Origin of the sequence: Flammeovirga yaeyamensis (genome assembly GCF_018736045.1) — a bacterium.
GTDB lineage: Bacteria > Bacteroidota > Bacteroidia > Cytophagales > Flammeovirgaceae > Flammeovirga > Flammeovirga yaeyamensis.
Genome location: NZ_CP076132.1, coordinates 2764212 through 2779954 on the forward strand (window position 1 = coordinate 2764212; position 15743 = coordinate 2779954).

The 15743-nt window shown below is 27.0% G+C and carries 13 protein-coding genes; 2 read left to right on the plus strand and 11 right to left on the minus strand.

Annotated features, from left to right (window positions below; genetic code table 11):
* Window positions 1–3 precede the first annotated feature (3 nt).
* Window positions 4–1344 carry a hypothetical protein gene (locus KMW28_RS10875; RefSeq protein WP_169663399.1) on the plus strand — a complete coding sequence of 447 codons (1341 nt, stop codon included), beginning with the start codon at window positions 4–6 and terminating at the stop codon, window positions 1342–1344.
* Here KMW28_RS10875 and KMW28_RS10880 read toward each other — a convergent pair.
* From KMW28_RS10880 to rfbF, 10 genes are read right to left on the minus strand one after another with little or no spacing between them, the layout of a single operon-like run.
* The gene (locus KMW28_RS10880; RefSeq protein WP_169663398.1) at window positions 1310–2437 is read right to left on the minus strand and encodes a glycosyltransferase family 4 protein; all 1128 of its coding nucleotides are present in this window, start codon (window positions 2435–2437) and stop codon (window positions 1310–1312) included. The two genes, KMW28_RS10875 and KMW28_RS10880, sit on opposite strands and share 35 nt — an antisense overlap.
* Window positions 2437–3402, minus strand: a complete 966-nt coding sequence (locus KMW28_RS10885) for an acyltransferase family protein (protein ID WP_169663397.1) — start codon at window positions 3400–3402, stop codon at window positions 2437–2439. Before KMW28_RS10885 ends, KMW28_RS10880 begins: the two co-directional genes overlap by 1 nt.
* Window positions 3399–4496, minus strand: a complete 1098-nt coding sequence (locus tag KMW28_RS10890) for a glycosyltransferase family 4 protein (protein ID WP_169663396.1) — start codon at window positions 4494–4496, stop codon at window positions 3399–3401. The genes KMW28_RS10885 and KMW28_RS10890 overlap by 4 nt, the downstream gene beginning before the upstream one ends.
* Window positions 4466–5383 (minus strand): glycosyltransferase family 2 protein, encoded by a 918-nt coding sequence (locus KMW28_RS10895; protein ID WP_215585719.1) that lies wholly within the window; start codon window positions 5381–5383, stop codon window positions 4466–4468. Before KMW28_RS10895 ends, KMW28_RS10890 begins: the two co-directional genes overlap by 31 nt.
* A 19-nt stretch (window positions 5384–5402) precedes the next feature.
* Window positions 5403–6506, minus strand: coding sequence for a glycosyltransferase family 4 protein (locus tag KMW28_RS10900; protein ID WP_169663394.1), 1104 nt, complete (start codon window positions 6504–6506; stop codon window positions 5403–5405).
* Window positions 6503–7438 carry a glycosyltransferase family 2 protein gene (locus tag KMW28_RS10905; protein ID WP_169663393.1) on the minus strand — a complete coding sequence of 312 codons (936 nt, stop codon included), beginning with the start codon at window positions 7436–7438 and terminating at the stop codon, window positions 6503–6505. Before KMW28_RS10905 ends, KMW28_RS10900 begins: the two co-directional genes overlap by 4 nt.
* Window positions 7439–7447: 9 nt before the next feature.
* Window positions 7448–7954 (minus strand): dTDP-4-dehydrorhamnose 3,5-epimerase family protein, encoded by a 507-nt coding sequence (locus KMW28_RS10910; protein WP_169663392.1) that lies wholly within the window; start codon window positions 7952–7954, stop codon window positions 7448–7450.
* Window positions 7941–8912 carry an NAD-dependent epimerase/dehydratase family protein gene (locus KMW28_RS10915; RefSeq protein ID WP_169663391.1) on the minus strand — a complete coding sequence of 324 codons (972 nt, stop codon included), beginning with the start codon at window positions 8910–8912 and terminating at the stop codon, window positions 7941–7943. The genes KMW28_RS10910 and KMW28_RS10915 overlap by 14 nt, the downstream gene beginning before the upstream one ends.
* Window positions 8909–10000 carry a CDP-glucose 4,6-dehydratase gene (rfbG, locus tag KMW28_RS10920; RefSeq protein WP_244994453.1) on the minus strand — a complete coding sequence of 364 codons (1092 nt, stop codon included), beginning with the start codon at window positions 9998–10000 and terminating at the stop codon, window positions 8909–8911. Before rfbG ends, KMW28_RS10915 begins: the two co-directional genes overlap by 4 nt.
* Window positions 9982–10761: a glucose-1-phosphate cytidylyltransferase gene (gene rfbF / locus KMW28_RS10925; protein ID WP_169663389.1), complete on the minus strand. Its 780-nt coding sequence runs from the start codon at window positions 10759–10761 to the stop codon at window positions 9982–9984. The genes rfbG and rfbF overlap by 19 nt, the downstream gene beginning before the upstream one ends.
* Before the next feature lie 77 nt (window positions 10762–10838).
* Between rfbF and KMW28_RS10930 the strand changes: the two genes are divergently transcribed.
* Complete coding sequence (locus tag KMW28_RS10930; RefSeq protein ID WP_169663388.1) at window positions 10839–13823, plus strand: T9SS type A sorting domain-containing protein; 2985 nt, start codon at window positions 10839–10841, stop codon at window positions 13821–13823.
* Window positions 13824–13924: 101 nt separating this feature from the next.
* Here the strand turns inward: KMW28_RS10930 and KMW28_RS10935 are convergent, their stop codons facing one another.
* On the minus strand, window positions 13925–15652 hold the full coding sequence (locus KMW28_RS10935; protein WP_169663387.1) for an ABC transporter ATP-binding protein: 1728 nt from the start codon (window positions 15650–15652) through the stop codon (window positions 13925–13927).
* Between the last annotated feature and the right edge of the window lie 91 nt (window positions 15653–15743).

Below are 15743 nucleotides of genomic sequence, written 5' to 3' on the forward strand. Positions count from 1 at the left end.
TCTATGGATCCTTTATATAACCTATTTATTACACCTATTTATCTCTGTCTTATTTATTTTGTTATTGCTCCCTACTTTGCTAAAAGATGGACTAACAAATATACTAGAAAGTATTTTTGGTGGGGATTGACTGCTAAGATGTTTGGGGCTATTTCTTTCTGTTTAATATATCAGTTTTATTATGGGTATGGAGATACTATAGCGTATTTTAAACAAAGCATACAAATAATAAATTCATTTTATGATTCTTTCTCAACTGGTATCAATGTGTTCTTTTATAAGAAAAATTCATTATTAACTGGAAGAGAACTTTATTATCTAAATAATATCATCTACAAGAGAGACGATAGTACTTGGATTATAACTAAAATTTCAGCAATTATATCAATATTTACTTTTAAAAGTTTTTATTCAACTTCGCTTTTCTTTAGTTTATGGTCTTATTTAGGGTTATTCAAATTATTAACATATTTTACAAATAAATATAAAAAAAATTACAAAGTTATTCTTTCTTGTACACTTTTCATTCCATCTTGTATTTTTTGGAGCAGTGGTATTCTAAAAGAATCAATATTAACAGGATCAATCTCATTTATAACATATTACACCTTAGAATTAATCAATAAAAATAAGCGAGAATATTACAAAATATTTATATTATTCATATTAGTGATAGTCGTTTTTAAAATAAAAAGTGCAACAATTATTACTTTAATTCCTTGTCTTATAATATTTATCATTCAAAAAAGACTTGGGAAAACATCTAAAATACAAAAAGTATTTGTATTACTTATATTTATACTTTTTACTCCATTATTTTTAATAATTTACCAAAATCAAATAATTAATAATCTTGAGACTAGTGAAGAGTTTATTACAGCTAAAGAAAAAATAAATGGTTTTCAAGGTGATCATGGATCAAGAATTAAAGGTCATGGTGGAGGTGAAGCATCAACTTATCATTTAAAAACTAGTGGTGATATTAGTATTATTGGTTTATTAAAAGCTGTTCCTGAAGCAGTCATTGTCACATTATTTAGACCATTTCCTTGGGAAGCTAAAAAAATAGTACAATTATTTGGAGCACTTGAAAGTTTTGTCTATTTATTTATGTTTATACTTTTATTATTGAAAAAAGGAATTGTTAATATAATCAAAAAAACCTACAATAATCCTGAAATATTTTTGTGTATAAGTTATACAATTATTTTCGGATTTATTGCCGGTTACATTTCATTTAACTTTGGTGTTTTACAAAGATTTAAAACACCAATTATGCCCTTTTTTACATTATTTTTAATTTTGAATTTTATAAATTTAAAACGTTTTTATAAAATGAAATAGTTTCATTAACCATTCTTTCAATATTAAAATATTCTTTAAGTCGTTTATAACCATTTGTTGCTAGCCTTTTTTGTTCTGATGAATTATTGAAAAGATTCTTTATTGAAACTGTTAAATCTTTTGTTGAATATGGTTTAACAAGTATTCCTGTTTCATTATTTATTATAATTTCATTACTAGCAGGTACGTCAAAAGCTATAATTGGTATTTTCGCATTATAACCTTCTAAAAAAACAAGACCAAAACCTTCAGAAATTGAAGGTACAACTAAAATTTGAGATTCGCACAAGTACTTATTAACATTCGAATCAAACCCAGTAAAAATAACATTTTTTTCAACATTAAATTTTTTAGTTATTTTTTTTAGACTTATTTTCTCTGGTCCACTCCCCAAAATGAGTAATTTTATTTTTGGGTAAAAATCAATTAATTCTGCTATTGATTCAATCAAATATCGATGTCCTTTAAAAGGTATTAATCTTCCAACTACTAATAATTGGTATTCTTGTTTTGAATTAGTTTGTTTTAAATCTTCATATAAAAAGCCATGATGTATAACATCAATTTTATTTTCACTTGAAATTTTTAGTCCTGTAAATAATTGTTTTATTCCATTAGAAACTGCAAATGATCTATCAATAAATTTTTCACAAAACAATGCTAGTAAATAATATTTTGAAAAATAATTTATTTTAACTTTAAAACCATATTTATTAATATATTTTTCATCATAACCATGCTTTGTTGAAACTAAAGGTATTTTATTTCTAGAGAAAATCTTATAAATTGAGCACCATATATCTGCATGAATTAGATGACTGTGTATGATATCAAATGAATTTTCTTTAATAATTTCAGATAAATTTTTTATAATTCTGTAATCATAAGAATTTTTAAAACTTAAATCATAAGTTTTTATGCCCAATTTTCTTAATGATTTTATAAATATTAAGGGTTTGTCATTATCATTAAACATTCTAACAGATACAAACTCACAATGTATTCCTTTCTTCATTAATGCAGGCAACATCTCAAGAAAATATTTTTCACTACCTGCTAAACCTTTCACCTTTTGAATGAATAAAATTCTCATTAAATTAATTTATTTTTTAAATATTTATTTATTGGTAATTCAATTTTTCTATGAACAATTATTGATATATAAATTATAGTAAAAATTAATAAAATGTTAGTAATATTTATAAATAATAAATTTGTTATTTCAAAGTAATTTAAAACTTTAGTATATATTCTAATAATTGGCAAATGTAATAAATACATAACATAAGATGAATCCCCAAGTAAAATTAAAAAATTATTATTTTTTAAATCCCCTTTTAAAAGACCATAAAAAATAAAACAAAAAGGTATTCCATATTGAATTACTCTATGAAATCGAAAAAAGACAACATTGATAATTAAAAATACTATACCTATGAAAATACTAAAATAAGAATTAAATTTCCTCAGTTTATTTAATTGCCATATTTGGTAAATTATAATACCAAATATAAATTCGAATACAATAAAATCACTAAAAAATAAATTTTCAGTAAATAAATTTGAAAAAAATAAGATTGTAAATAATAAGATTGATACACAAAATATTCTCTTTTTTAAGTCAATAAAAATAAGAGAAAAAGAGTATAGTAAATAAAAATATAACTCATATGATAAAGTCCAACTTACACCTGTAAGCATATCATGATTAGGTAAAAGTAAAAGACTTTTTATTATACTTATTATTTCTCTTGAATGACTGGATCCAATAAATAAACTACTTATAAAAAAAAATATAAATGTCACCCAATAAATTGGGTAAATTCTCAAAACTCTTTGAGTAATAAATGAACTAGTAGATATAGATTTTTTATCCGTTGAATAAGAAATAATAAAACCACTTAAAATAAAAAAAAAATCTACACCACATGAACCAAAATAGAAAAAGTTATTTAAATATTTAATACCTAATAATTCATTAAAGTTAACACTTAAATGAAATAAAAGTACTAATAGAGCAGCTAAAGCCCTTCCTATTTGTAAAGAATATATTTTCATAGGTTTATCATAATTTCATTATATAAATCAGCCATAATTTCATTTGAAAGTCTCTTAGAATATAATAACGATTCATTAGCAAATTTTTTTCTTAAATTTTCATTATTTATTAATAAATTAATTTTTTCTACATAACTATCAATGTTATATTTCTCAACTAATAAACCATTAATATTATCAATAATAACATTGTTTACACCATTTACATTTGTTGCAATAATTGGCAAACCAGATGCTTGTGCTTGCATAATAGAAGTACTCATTGTTTCACCAAGAGTAGCATGCACATAAATATCTAAAGATTTTAAATACGCAGGTATTTGTTCACTATTAATTAAACCTTCAAATATCACATTATTCATTTCTAAATCTGCAACTAATTTCTTTAAGTATTCTGTAGATTCACCTTCACCCGCTATACTTAAAATAATATTCTTATTAGAGATTTTACAAATTGATTTAATAAGAGTTTTATGATCTTTTATAGGAACTATCCTACTTAACATTCCAATTTTTAAAATATTATTTGAGTTTTTGGATTTTATTTTATAGTATAAATCTAAATCTATTCCATTTGGTATTATGTTAGTTTTAGTTTTTGGAAAAAGAAATTTAAATTTCTTTTTTAACTCATTTTCATAATCCAATGATAAAAAAATAATTTTATTTGAAAATAAGAAACTAAAAAAAAGTAAAATCCATTCTATAGTTGATTTTAAATGATTTGCTTGAGTTTCTCTAACAATTATTTTTTTCTTATAAATTAAAGAAAATATAAATACTGGTATTATATTATAACTTCCATGTAAAAAAAATATATCATTATTTTTATTTAAACTCTTATAAATGTTAAACCAAAAAAAGAAATCAATTCCTTTATTTTTTTTTACATATTTAAAATTTATATAGTTTTTTTTAAACTTTTCTATATATTCTTGTCTTGGTTTTTCTATTCCATAAAGTAAAACTTCATTTTTAAATAAGGTACTATTTTGTGCTTTTATTAAAGAGAAAAAAACATTTCCATGACCACCTAATCCACTGTAAAATATGTGTTGTATTTTCAAATCTTTAATATTTTTTTTGATATCCATTTAATAAATAAAGCTGGTGATGAAAAAAAATTCAATATTAATTCTTTTGTCCCTTCTAAATACGAATGATGTTGTATCAATCTTATTGCATATTGTCTACCAAGTAATAGTTTATCGATTTCATATTCATCTAACAATGCATTATAGTATTTGTTAAATCTATTTTTCAATAAATCATTATCAGTTAATCCATCTTTTCCATATTTGATTTTTTGTTCTAAAAGATAAACCACAATTCTACCCATAATCATATTACTTGGATTTTCAGGTTTTTTATTTGTAATAGAATTAGAATTATATCGATAAAAATATAAAGTTTCTTTTAAATTAATCATCTTATATTTTAAGATCATTGAACCAAAAAAATACCAATCCACCCCTCCTTTTCTATCAAAAAAAACATTAAATATCTCATGAGAACTTATAATTTCTCTTTTAAACATTATTGATGCTGAAGTGAATTGAAATTCAAAAGGTAGAACTTTTTTAATATCAATATAGCTTAATGGAAAATCTGATTTCTTTAATATTTTTCCATTATTATTGATTTTTACACTTTGAGAACCACATAAAAATAATAAATGATCTTTTCTAAATTCATTAACTTGTAATTTTATTCTTTCAAAATCACTCCAATCATCAGCATCTTGAATTGTTATCAATTCTCCTTTACATAAAGAAATAAGTTTATTTGTTGTTTTTAAATTACCAATATTTATTTCATTGTGGTTTTTAATAATACGAGGATCATTATAACTATCTATAATATTCTTTGTATTATCAGTTGATCCATCATCACAAATAATTAACTCCCAATTATCATAAGTTTGATTTACAATACTATCAATCGCTTTATTTATATAACTTTCACAATTGTAAGCAGGCATTATTATAGATACAAATATTTCATTTTCCACAAACATCTATCAAATCTTTAATTATATAATTTAAATTATAATTTTTTAATATTATTTCTCTTTTTTCATTAATATTATATTTTCCCGGAGATTCAATAAAACTAATTATTTTTCTAACTGCTTCATTTTTAGAGCAGTATGTCCACTCTTTTTTTTCATCTAAAATTATTGTAGATACACTTCCGACATCATTCCCAATGACAGGAGTGTATGAATAGATAGACTCAAATAAAACTCTTCCAAATGGTTCTTCCCATATTGATGGAAAAATAGTTAAATCATATTTATAAAGAGTTTCCAATGGAGTTTTAGTTTGTCCAACAAAAGTCACCCTTTCTTGTAAATTATTAGTTTTAATTCTCTTTTTTAACTTCAATAAATAATCCCTTTGCTTCTTATTCATAACATCACCTATTATATCTAAGTATAAGTCATAATTTAATTCAATGAGTTTTTCAAAAATTTCAATTAATTCTAAAATTCCTTTTTGAGGTGTTATACGCCCTAAATAAACAATTTTTTTAACCGATTTAATTTTCTTTTCTTGAAAATTAGGCATCTTGTCTACCCAAAAACCATTAGGTATAACTTTTATTTTATTATCATTTAAACCTACAGAAGTATATAAAAACTTCATTTTTAGATTTGCAACTATAAATGCATCTACGGAATTTATAAAAGCACCAATTAGATTAAATTTTGATTTATAAAAATTATTAGTTTTAATGTTAGGCGGTAATCTTAAATGACAAATTATTTTTGAACTAAATATTTTTGAAAATAACCAAGCAAAAGGTAATTCCGTTATTTCATTAATATAAATAATGTCATACTTTTTTTTCTCTTTTAATAAAAAAGAAAAAACAGATTTTATATGAATAGGATTAGAAAAACACTTTTTAAAATTTAATGACCCTATTTTGAAAACTCCAACTCCAACTCTATTATATTCCGTTAAATAATCACCCCATTCTTCGTATAATAGATCAACTTCAATATTATTTATCCTAAAACCTTTTAAAATATCGAAAAGGCTCTTTTCTTGTCCTCCTCTTGTAGAAGAAGGAACAGGATCTAATGTTAAAACTCTCATCTAATAAATTTTAAAATATATTCTTTAAGTAGAATTTGAAAAATTTCAATAGCTAATTTAGTACTTTTAAAGGGTAAACATTTTATAATCTCAAGATATTGCATCATTAATCTGAGCGGATGTTTTCTTTCAATATTTAAGCGAAAAGTTGATTGCTGAATTAAAAAAAAAGATATAAGCTTAGAAACTTTTCTTATACCCATTGTTGAAATAAAAGGGTAATAAGATTTAAAAACTTCATCTAGAAGACCTATTTGATTATACTCCCAGAATTTTACATTGAAAACAGGAACTTTAGTTCTAAATTTCGGAACATATAAAGTTTCATATTTTGACATCCTATTTGTAACAAAATAGATAAATAAATATATATTCCTATGAGAATCATTTTCTAAATAATCATGTAGTAATGATTCTCTTTTCATTACTAAGCCAGACAATTGATGTCCTAAATATGAATAATTTAAAATATCAGAAAATGTATTAGTTAATTGCTTAGAATTAAAACCAGGATTTCTAACTTTTACTAAAGTTCCATCTTCGTATTCTTTTAAAATACCAGTGATGATACATCCTATATTTTTATTAAATTGCAATTCATCTACACAAAATTTCAAATACCCCTTATCTAATATATCATCATCACCAAGCCATACAATATATTCAGAAGTAGCTTTAGATAACACTGAAACTACATTCCTCTCTAAACCAATATTTTCAGAATTTCTATAGTAAAAAATGTTCACATCTTTATTAGAATTAATAATGGTTTTCACAACTACTTCTGTATTATCACTTGAACAATTATCAGAAATATGTATACGAATATCTTGATTGAGGTTGTTTGTTATAATTTCATCGATTAGATAGATCAAATTATTCTTTAATTCTTGTGATCTATTATAAGTTGGAATTAAAATATCTAACAGCATAAGTTTGTTTTACCAAAGTTTGTCTTTTTGTGATAAAATTGGATCTTGAGATTCCCAAGGAATATTTATACGAGAATCATTCCAAAGAATTCCTCTTTCTGCATCGGGTTGGTAAATATTATCAGAAAAATACAAAACAACAGTATCGGGTTCTAAAGTTAAATACCCTGTTGCATAACCTTTTGGTATAAATACACTTTCTTTAGGATTATTTAAAATAATAGACCCTGAGTTTAAACATTCAGATTCTTTGGTCACTACATCAACAAAACCTATTTGTGCCTTTCCTTGTATTACTCTAAAAAACTTTGCTTCAGCAAACTCCTCTTTCTGGAAGTGCATTCCTCTTAAAGTGTACTTGTCTTTAGTGTGGACATAATTCGACTGTTGAATAACATAATCCTTAAAAACTGAAGTATTTTTATCAAATGCTTTTAAAAAAACACCTCTTTCATCACTAAAAAAATGACTCTCAATATGGTGTACTTCTTCAAAGTAACTGTTAATTATTTTCATAATATTCTTTTAACCCTTCTTCAATAGATATTTCGGGGACCCAATTTAATTCATTTTGAGCTTTTTTTGATGAAACACCCAAAAAATTCATGGATTGATCTCTTCTATTGACTTCACCAAATTCATACTTTGGCAACACATAACCTTTCTCCTCAAGTTGTTGTAACATCATTAATATTACCTCTTTTACACTATTTGTCTTATCAGATGTAATATTATATATTCCGTGATAATGAGAAGTTGAACTAGCCAACTTAATCACCAATTTAGCTATGTCTGCAATATGTGTAAATTGTCTCTGTTGTAAACCTGAAGAAAACTTGAGATCTTTCTTATCCTTTACAGATTGAACTATATAAGGGAATAGCCTATTCTCATTTTCACCTTTACCATAGATATTAGTCAAAATCAAATGCAGGTGTTCAAAATCAAATGGTGACGATTGATGTTTATGATGTATAAACTGTGTTAGGATTTTCTTCGATATACAATAGGTATTAGGAAGTTTATTATTTGAAAAAACAAAATCTTGTTCGGACAATAACTCCTCATTATCAGTATCGCCTATTTCAAAATAGGACCCAAAAGTAAATAGTTTTCCATTAAACTTATGTTCAAATAGTCCTTCTATCAATTTAATCGCAAAAAAAGCATTAATTTCTAGTATACCTTGAGAACTTACTTCCTGTTTTGGTTGCACACCTGCTGCCATTGTGTTAATAATGACATCATTTCTCGACCATTCGTATACCCATGAATGAACTTGATCTTCATAAGCATCGAACGTTTTAATTCTATACTTAGGTTTTCTTAAATGATCCCCCTCTTGAGAGGGATAGAACATCCAAGATTTTTTTGTTCTTGTATAAATAGTTATTTCATCTTGATCATTCAAAGAATACTGTTCTAGTATCTTTTCCGCTAAGAATGAAGACCCTCCTATTAAAGCTATTTTCATCCTAAATATTCGTCTATTTGTTGATTAGTATAGTCTGATGCTGGAATTTTCTCTTGAAGTACTGCCTTATACCATTGAATAGTGAAATTAATGGCTTCAGAAGCATTTTTTTGAGGTTGCCACCCCAATAAATTAGATGCTTTAGAACAGTCTAGCCTTAACAGTTTTGCTTCATGAGGCTGTTTTACTTCGACTGCTTCATAATTACCACTTCCCCAAATTTCCACAGCATTCTGAACTAATGTTTCTACATCCACAAATTCATCATAAAGAGGACCGAAATTCCAAGCACTTGCCCAGACTGCAATATCATCTTCTTCTGATAACTTTTTCCCAATCTGTAAATAGCCAATCAATGCTTCTAAAACATGTTGCCATGGTCTTACTGCTCTTGGATTTCGTACATTTATTGTTTCTTCATTTGACAATGCCTTAACAATATCAGGAATGATTCTATTGGCTGCCCAGTCTCCTCCACCTATTACATTTCCAGCTCTCACCACAGCAACTGCTTTTTGATGTTGATTATACTGTTCAACAGGAAAAAAACTTTTTATAAAAGAGGCTATAGCAATCTCTGAACTTGCTTTACTAGAACTATAAGGATCGAAACCACCTAAACGATCTGTTTCTCTGTAAGGATAGAGCCATTCTTTATTTTCATACACCTTATCTGTTGTGATCATTACAATATGGCATTTTTTTTCCAACTGTCTAATAGCATCCAACAAATACACGGTACCCATTACATTTGTTTCATAGGTATACACCGGATGTTCATATGAAGCTAATACTAAAGGCTGAGCAGCAAGGTGAAAAACATAATCAGGCTGAAAAGCATGTAGTTCTTTTATTAGATTACTTTGATTTCTAATGTCTCCAATTATAGATTCGCAAAAATTATCACCTGATATATCATTATATAATGATCTTTCTTCAGGTTGCAATGCATATCCTTTTACTTCTGCTCCTAACTTATGTAATAAAAGAATAAGCCATGCCCCTTTAAATCCAGTATGCCCGGTAACAAAAACTTTCTTATTCTTATACGATTTTGATAATATATCCTTTAGTTCCATTTTTTCCATTGAGGATTTGTAATCCACATTTTTTCTAACTCAACCTTATCTCTTAGTATATCCATACACTTCCAAAAACCATGATGGTGATAAGCAACCAATTCTTGATCTTGGGTTAACCCTTTCATAGGCTTCTGTTCCCACATTTCATCTTCCATATTCCCTTCAAGATATTTAAATACATCCGATTTTAGAACAAAAAAGCCTCCATTAATCCAAGCTCCTCCACTATTGGGTTTTTCAACAAATCCTGTAACTTCTTCATTACTATTTGTTTCTAAGACCCCGAACTTACCCGCTGGTTGTATCGCTGTGACTGTAGCTATTTTCCCATGTTGACGATGAAAATTCACTAATGCTGTAATATCAACATTTGACACACCATCTCCATAAGTTAGCATAAATTCCTCCTCTCCTTCTAAATAGGATTTTACTTTTTGTAATCTACCGGCAGTCATTGTATTCAAACCAGTATCCACTAAAGTTACTTTCAAATTCTCAGCATTTGCTTTATGTATTTCCATCTGATTATTGGCTAAATCAAATGTTACATCTGCATTATGTAGAAAGTAATTTGCGAAATATTCCTTTATAATATACCCCTTATAGCCTAAACAAACTATAAAATCAGTGTAACCATGAGACTGGTATATTTTCATTATATGCCATAAAATTGGTTTTCCTCCAATTTCAATCATTGGTTTGGGTTTTAAGTGTGACTCCTCTGATATTCTGGAACCTAAACCACCTGCAAAAATCACAACTTTCATTCTAAATCTTTAGTTTATTTTTATATTGTATGTAATTAATTTATTTTTATTAATCGTAAATTTTAGAAAACACCATAATGAAATTATTTAAAGAAATATATATTAAAATCATATTTTTAATCTTTTTTATATCTTTCCAATCATTTTCACAATCAACAATAACTGATTCTTTAGCACTTGTTGAATTATTCAATCAAAACCAAAATAATACATTAGAATGGGACTTAAATAAATCTTTAGAGAATTGGGAAGGTGTTATTTTGGATGGTTCAAGAAGAGTTACTACTCTTAATATTCCACAAAAAAATATAACTATTATACCAATTAATTTAGGCGATTTAAGTGAGCTAAAACAACTATTAATTAATAGAAATGAAATAAGAAACCTACCATCATCACTTGGTAAACTAACAAGTTTAACAAGAATTCATTTGGCAGACACTAAAATTGAATCAATTGATGACTTTTTCATATCTTTTAATAACCTTAACAGGTTTGACTGTCAAAATAGTGAAATTTCATATATTTCTCCTAATGTAAAAAATTTAAATTCTTTAAATATTGGAAACATTTCAAATAACAGACTTTCTTATTCTTCACTAAATAATTTTCCTGAAAGTTTTTTAAATAAAATCTCATATTCACCACAAAGAAACACACAAAATGATACTACAATATTTTTTGATAACAATTATACTATTGATTCTAAAGACTCACTAACAAATAATAATCATCAATGGTATAAAAATAAAATTATGTTACCAAATGAAAACAATAGGTATCTTACTATATATACTAATGGTGATTACCAATGTGTTATTACAAATAGTGATTTTTCCTCACTTACTGAAGTTAAAACAGCAAATTTCAGTATGGTTAATTCTGCACCTTTTAAATCTGACTCCTTAGCATTAGAAAGCTTATCAAATAATAACCCTTCAAACAACCTAAACTGGTCTCCAACAATAAGAGTAAAAGATTGGACTGGAGTTACACACACCGGTTTCCTTGGTGATCAAGTCACAAAAGTAGATATTGACAATCAAAACCTATCTGAACTACCAACAGCACTTCAAAATCTTACAGGATTAGATACTTTAATCTTGTCCAACAATAGATTTGTATTTGACAAATTATATGCCACACAAGGACTATCTCCTACTAATATATTCACCTATTCACCTCAAGCAAATTTAGGTACCGAAAAATCAATTGGATATACTGGAACCCCTGTTAATCTTGAAGTAGACTTAGCAGTTACTGATACATCTGGAAATAATATTTATCAATGGTATAAGGATGGTCAAATTATAAGTGGTGCAAATCAAAGAACATATTCCACTACTGAAATTGGCACTTATCATTGTGAAATCACAAATAGTGATTTCCCTATTTTAACATTAAGACAAAATAATATTTTTATTTTTGATCAAGCATTATTCGATCAAGATTCAACAATAGTAAGATCTATTTATGAAAACAATCCCTCAAATACTTTAGGTTGGAGTTTGTCAGATCCAATTTCACAATGGAATGGTGTAAATCTAAGAGGAGGAAGGGTAAATAGTCTACATTTATCAAACACTAACTTAAATTCATTACCCGATAATATTCAATTATTAAACAAGCTTGATAGTATCGATATTAGTTACAATACATTTAGTGCTCTACCTACTTTATGGAGCAACCTCACTGAATTGGTTTATTTAGATGTATCTCATAATCAATTAACATCTTTAGTAGATGAAGTCTATATTTTAACTCAGTTATTACACCTTGATATTTCTTCTAATCAAATTGATTTCCTTAATAGTATTGTTGGTCAACTCTCCCAATTAGACTATTTAAATGTCTCCAATAATAATTTCACCTTCGATGATTTATTGAAGATTAATAAAGATAATATCTCAAATTTCACCTATTCACCTCAAGGAGCTGCAGGTCCAGAACAATTTATAGCAACTGCTGGTATAATTGATATTTCTGTTGACCCAAGTGTTGATCCTTTAGTAAGTTCCAATCAGTATCAATGGTTTTATGAAAGAAATCAATTAGTTGGTGAAACTAGCAGGACTTATACTGTAGATAATCAATTTGGTGTTTATCATGTGACCATTATGAATTCAGAGCTCCCTAGTTTATTATTAAGAACTTCAGATATCAATGTTTCACCAGATCAAGTTTTTACAAATGATTCTTTGGCTTTAATTACCTTGATGAATGAAAACTCTGATAATACACTCTCTTGGAACACTTCTGAGCCGGTGGGAACATGGGAAGGAATTAAAGTAGATGGCTATAGTTCAAGAGTATTTTATATTGACGTTTGGAGTAAGAATATTACCAATTTCCCATCATCGATTTCTACTTTAGATTCGCTAAAAGAGATTAATTTTGGATCAAACGATATTGAATCTATTGATGAAGATTTTTACACTAATGATCAATTAGAGTATGCTAATTTCTCTAACAATCATTTGCCCTTTTCCGAATTGGATAAAGTAAATATTGATCCAAGTAATGGTAATGGCCAAAACTTTGTTTATCAGAATCAAAAAGCTATTGGAGTTGAAAACTCAACCGTAACATTAGAAAACGGGGTAAATTACCTCATCATCCCTGATAATCTTAAAGCAGCAGATGATCAATATCAATGGTATAGAAATGGTAATTTGATCAATAACGCTTCAAATGACTCCCTTTGGGTGAATAATATTGGGGAATATAATTACACTATTAAAAATTCTAGATATCCGAATGAACTACTTACTTCATTTTCTATTACAGTAGATGGAGAAGTAACATCAACTAATGATGCAGTAAAGAATAATATTAAAATTTATCCAAACCCTACTGATGGTGTACTAATTATTAAGTCAAATAATCTATCTATAGAAGGTATTCAAGTGAGAGATATTCAAGGAAAATTATTAGATAATCATCTAAGCTCAATTAACTCTTTTGAGAAGCAAGTAAATATAGAAAATTATCCCTCCGGAGTATATATGATTAGTATACATACTGATAAAGGAAGTAGTGTATTTAGAGTGATTAAAAAGTAATCAAATAATTCACTTGTCGTTATTAGTGATACCATAATAAAACCCATGAAATGTAACTTTTATGGGTTTTATTATATAAACAGTTATAGCTGAAAAATTTTCTATTCTACAACTTCTGGTGTTAAATCAATTATTCGATCACATTCTTCTAAAGTAGATAATCTATGAGCAATAATTATTATGGTTAAATCGTCAGTATGAGATAAACTATTGATAGATTCTGTGATTTCTTTTTCTGTTTCGTTATCTAATGCTGATGTAGCCTCATCAAAGAATAATATTTCAGCATCAAAATATAGTGCTCTAGCAATACCCACTCTTTGTCTTTGTCCACCAGAGAGTTTAGTACCATTCTCTCCTATTCGGGTATTTACTCCATCTGATAGCTCATTAGCTACTTCCCATAGACTTGCTTTTTGAAGAACAACTTTCACTTTTTCAAAATCAATCTCCTCAACAGTACAACCAAAAGCGACATTCTCAGCTAATGTTCCATCTATGATGTATACATTCTGTTGTACATATCCCACTTTGTGGTAAAAATCATCTTCATAGGTCTCATCATAAACAACGTCATCTACTAAATACTTTCCATCCGATACTTTTAGAAAGCCAAGTAAAATATTCATGATAGTTGTTTTACCTGAACCGGAAGACCCTATTAAACCAATGGTCTCTCCCTTTTTAATCTTAAGAGAAAAATTTGAAATTACATTTTCATCGGCATCATCATATCTAAACGAAATATTATCCAAATAAAGCTCTTTCTTAAAGGTAATTTCCTTTTGGGTAGGTCTTTTATAATGGACTTCTTTTTTTAGTGGTTTTAGTACTTCAAATGTCCATTTATTTTGATTTAAGCCATTTATATAGGTCATCATTCTATTGATTGATGGCATGATTCTAAATCCCGCAATGGCAAACACACCCAAAAGTTGAAGTAACTCTAAGCGGGAATCTAGGTAATATACACCGTATACATTCATTACTAAAATAGCCAACATTAATGAGGATTCAATTACTCTAGTTGGGGCTAAATTATATATATTAGCTCTAATATTAGTTTCAGCTAAAGCGTCAACATCATTAGTGATTCTTTCTCTAAAGGTATTTTCTGAACCAGATATCAGCACATCTACATATCCAAAAATGCTTTGGAAAATATTTTTACTAAGTCTGGGATTTACATCACGTCTAACGTCACTAATTGCGATTGATTTTCTTTGAACGTATTTATAAAAAATGAAAAAAGTAGGAATGACTATAACAGCTAAAAGCATCATTATATTTAAATCGTAATATGCAATACCAAAAACGATTAGTAATAAAATAACAATTTCATTTAATACATTTAATACGCCTAAAAGTTGTTGATTAGCAAAGTTTTGAGTTGCCAAATGGATGTTACGAAATAAAACATTTGAATTCTCTTCTTTAAAAAAAGCAAACCCTTTTCTATAGTATATCTGATGTAATCGTTTAGCAAAATCGCCATATAAACCCATTGCAAATTCACTTTGCCACTTTATTATGAACATCCCTCCTACATTTTTAAGAAGAACAATAACAAATAAGAAAGAAGTAAGTAATATGATAAGTTGTTTATCATCTGTCAGACCAAATGTAGTGTAAATCCAATTCGCCCAAGCATATTTTTCAACCATATTATCTTCCAATAATACCGCAAACACAGGCAACATCGCACTAAGACCTATGAGTTCTAATCCAGAATTTATAAAGAGTAAAATACTTACACCAATAGCTTTAACCTTTTGATCTTTAGGGAGAATTGATCGGATAAATTGTATGGTTTGTATTATTATTTTCATTGAAGGTTATTTTAATGTACGGACAAAAATAAGGAATTGAGTTAGGAATTAGGAGTTAGGAGTTAGGAGTTTTTGTTTATTCAACTCATAT

Bases quoted from the DNA above. Each gene is read 5' to 3' on its own strand.
- KMW28_RS10875 (WP_169663399.1), top strand. From the start codon at position 4: ATGGATCCTTTATATAACCTATTTATTACACCTATTTATCTCTGTCTT.
- KMW28_RS10880 (WP_169663398.1), bottom strand. From the start codon at position 2,437: ATGAGAATTTTATTCATTCAAAAGGTGAAAGGTTTAGCAGGTAGTGAA.
- KMW28_RS10885 (WP_169663397.1), bottom strand. From the start codon at position 3,402: ATGAAAATATATTCTTTACAAATAGGAAGGGCTTTAGCTGCTCTATTA.
- KMW28_RS10890 (WP_169663396.1), bottom strand. From the start codon at position 4,496: ATGGATATCAAAAAAAATATTAAAGATTTGAAAATACAACACATATTT.
- KMW28_RS10895 (WP_215585719.1), bottom strand. From the start codon at position 5,383: ATGCCTGCTTACAATTGTGAAAGTTATATAAATAAAGCGATTGATAGT.
- KMW28_RS10900 (WP_169663394.1), bottom strand. From the start codon at position 6,506: ATGAGAGTTTTAACATTAGATCCTGTTCCTTCTTCTACAAGAGGAGGA.
- KMW28_RS10905 (WP_169663393.1), bottom strand. From the start codon at position 7,438: ATGCTGTTAGATATTTTAATTCCAACTTATAATAGATCACAAGAATTA.
- KMW28_RS10910 (WP_169663392.1), bottom strand. From the start codon at position 7,954: ATGAAAATAATTAACAGTTACTTTGAAGAAGTACACCATATTGAGAGT.
- KMW28_RS10915 (WP_169663391.1), bottom strand. From the start codon at position 8,912: ATGAAAATAGCTTTAATAGGAGGGTCTTCATTCTTAGCGGAAAAGATA.
- rfbG (WP_244994453.1), bottom strand. From the start codon at position 10,000: ATGGAAAAAATGGAACTAAAGGATATATTATCAAAATCGTATAAGAAT.
- rfbF (WP_169663389.1), bottom strand. From the start codon at position 10,761: ATGAAAGTTGTGATTTTTGCAGGTGGTTTAGGTTCCAGAATATCAGAG.
- KMW28_RS10930 (WP_169663388.1), top strand. From the start codon at position 10,839: ATGAAATTATTTAAAGAAATATATATTAAAATCATATTTTTAATCTTT.
- KMW28_RS10935 (WP_169663387.1), bottom strand. From the start codon at position 15,652: ATGAAAATAATAATACAAACCATACAATTTATCCGATCAATTCTCCCT.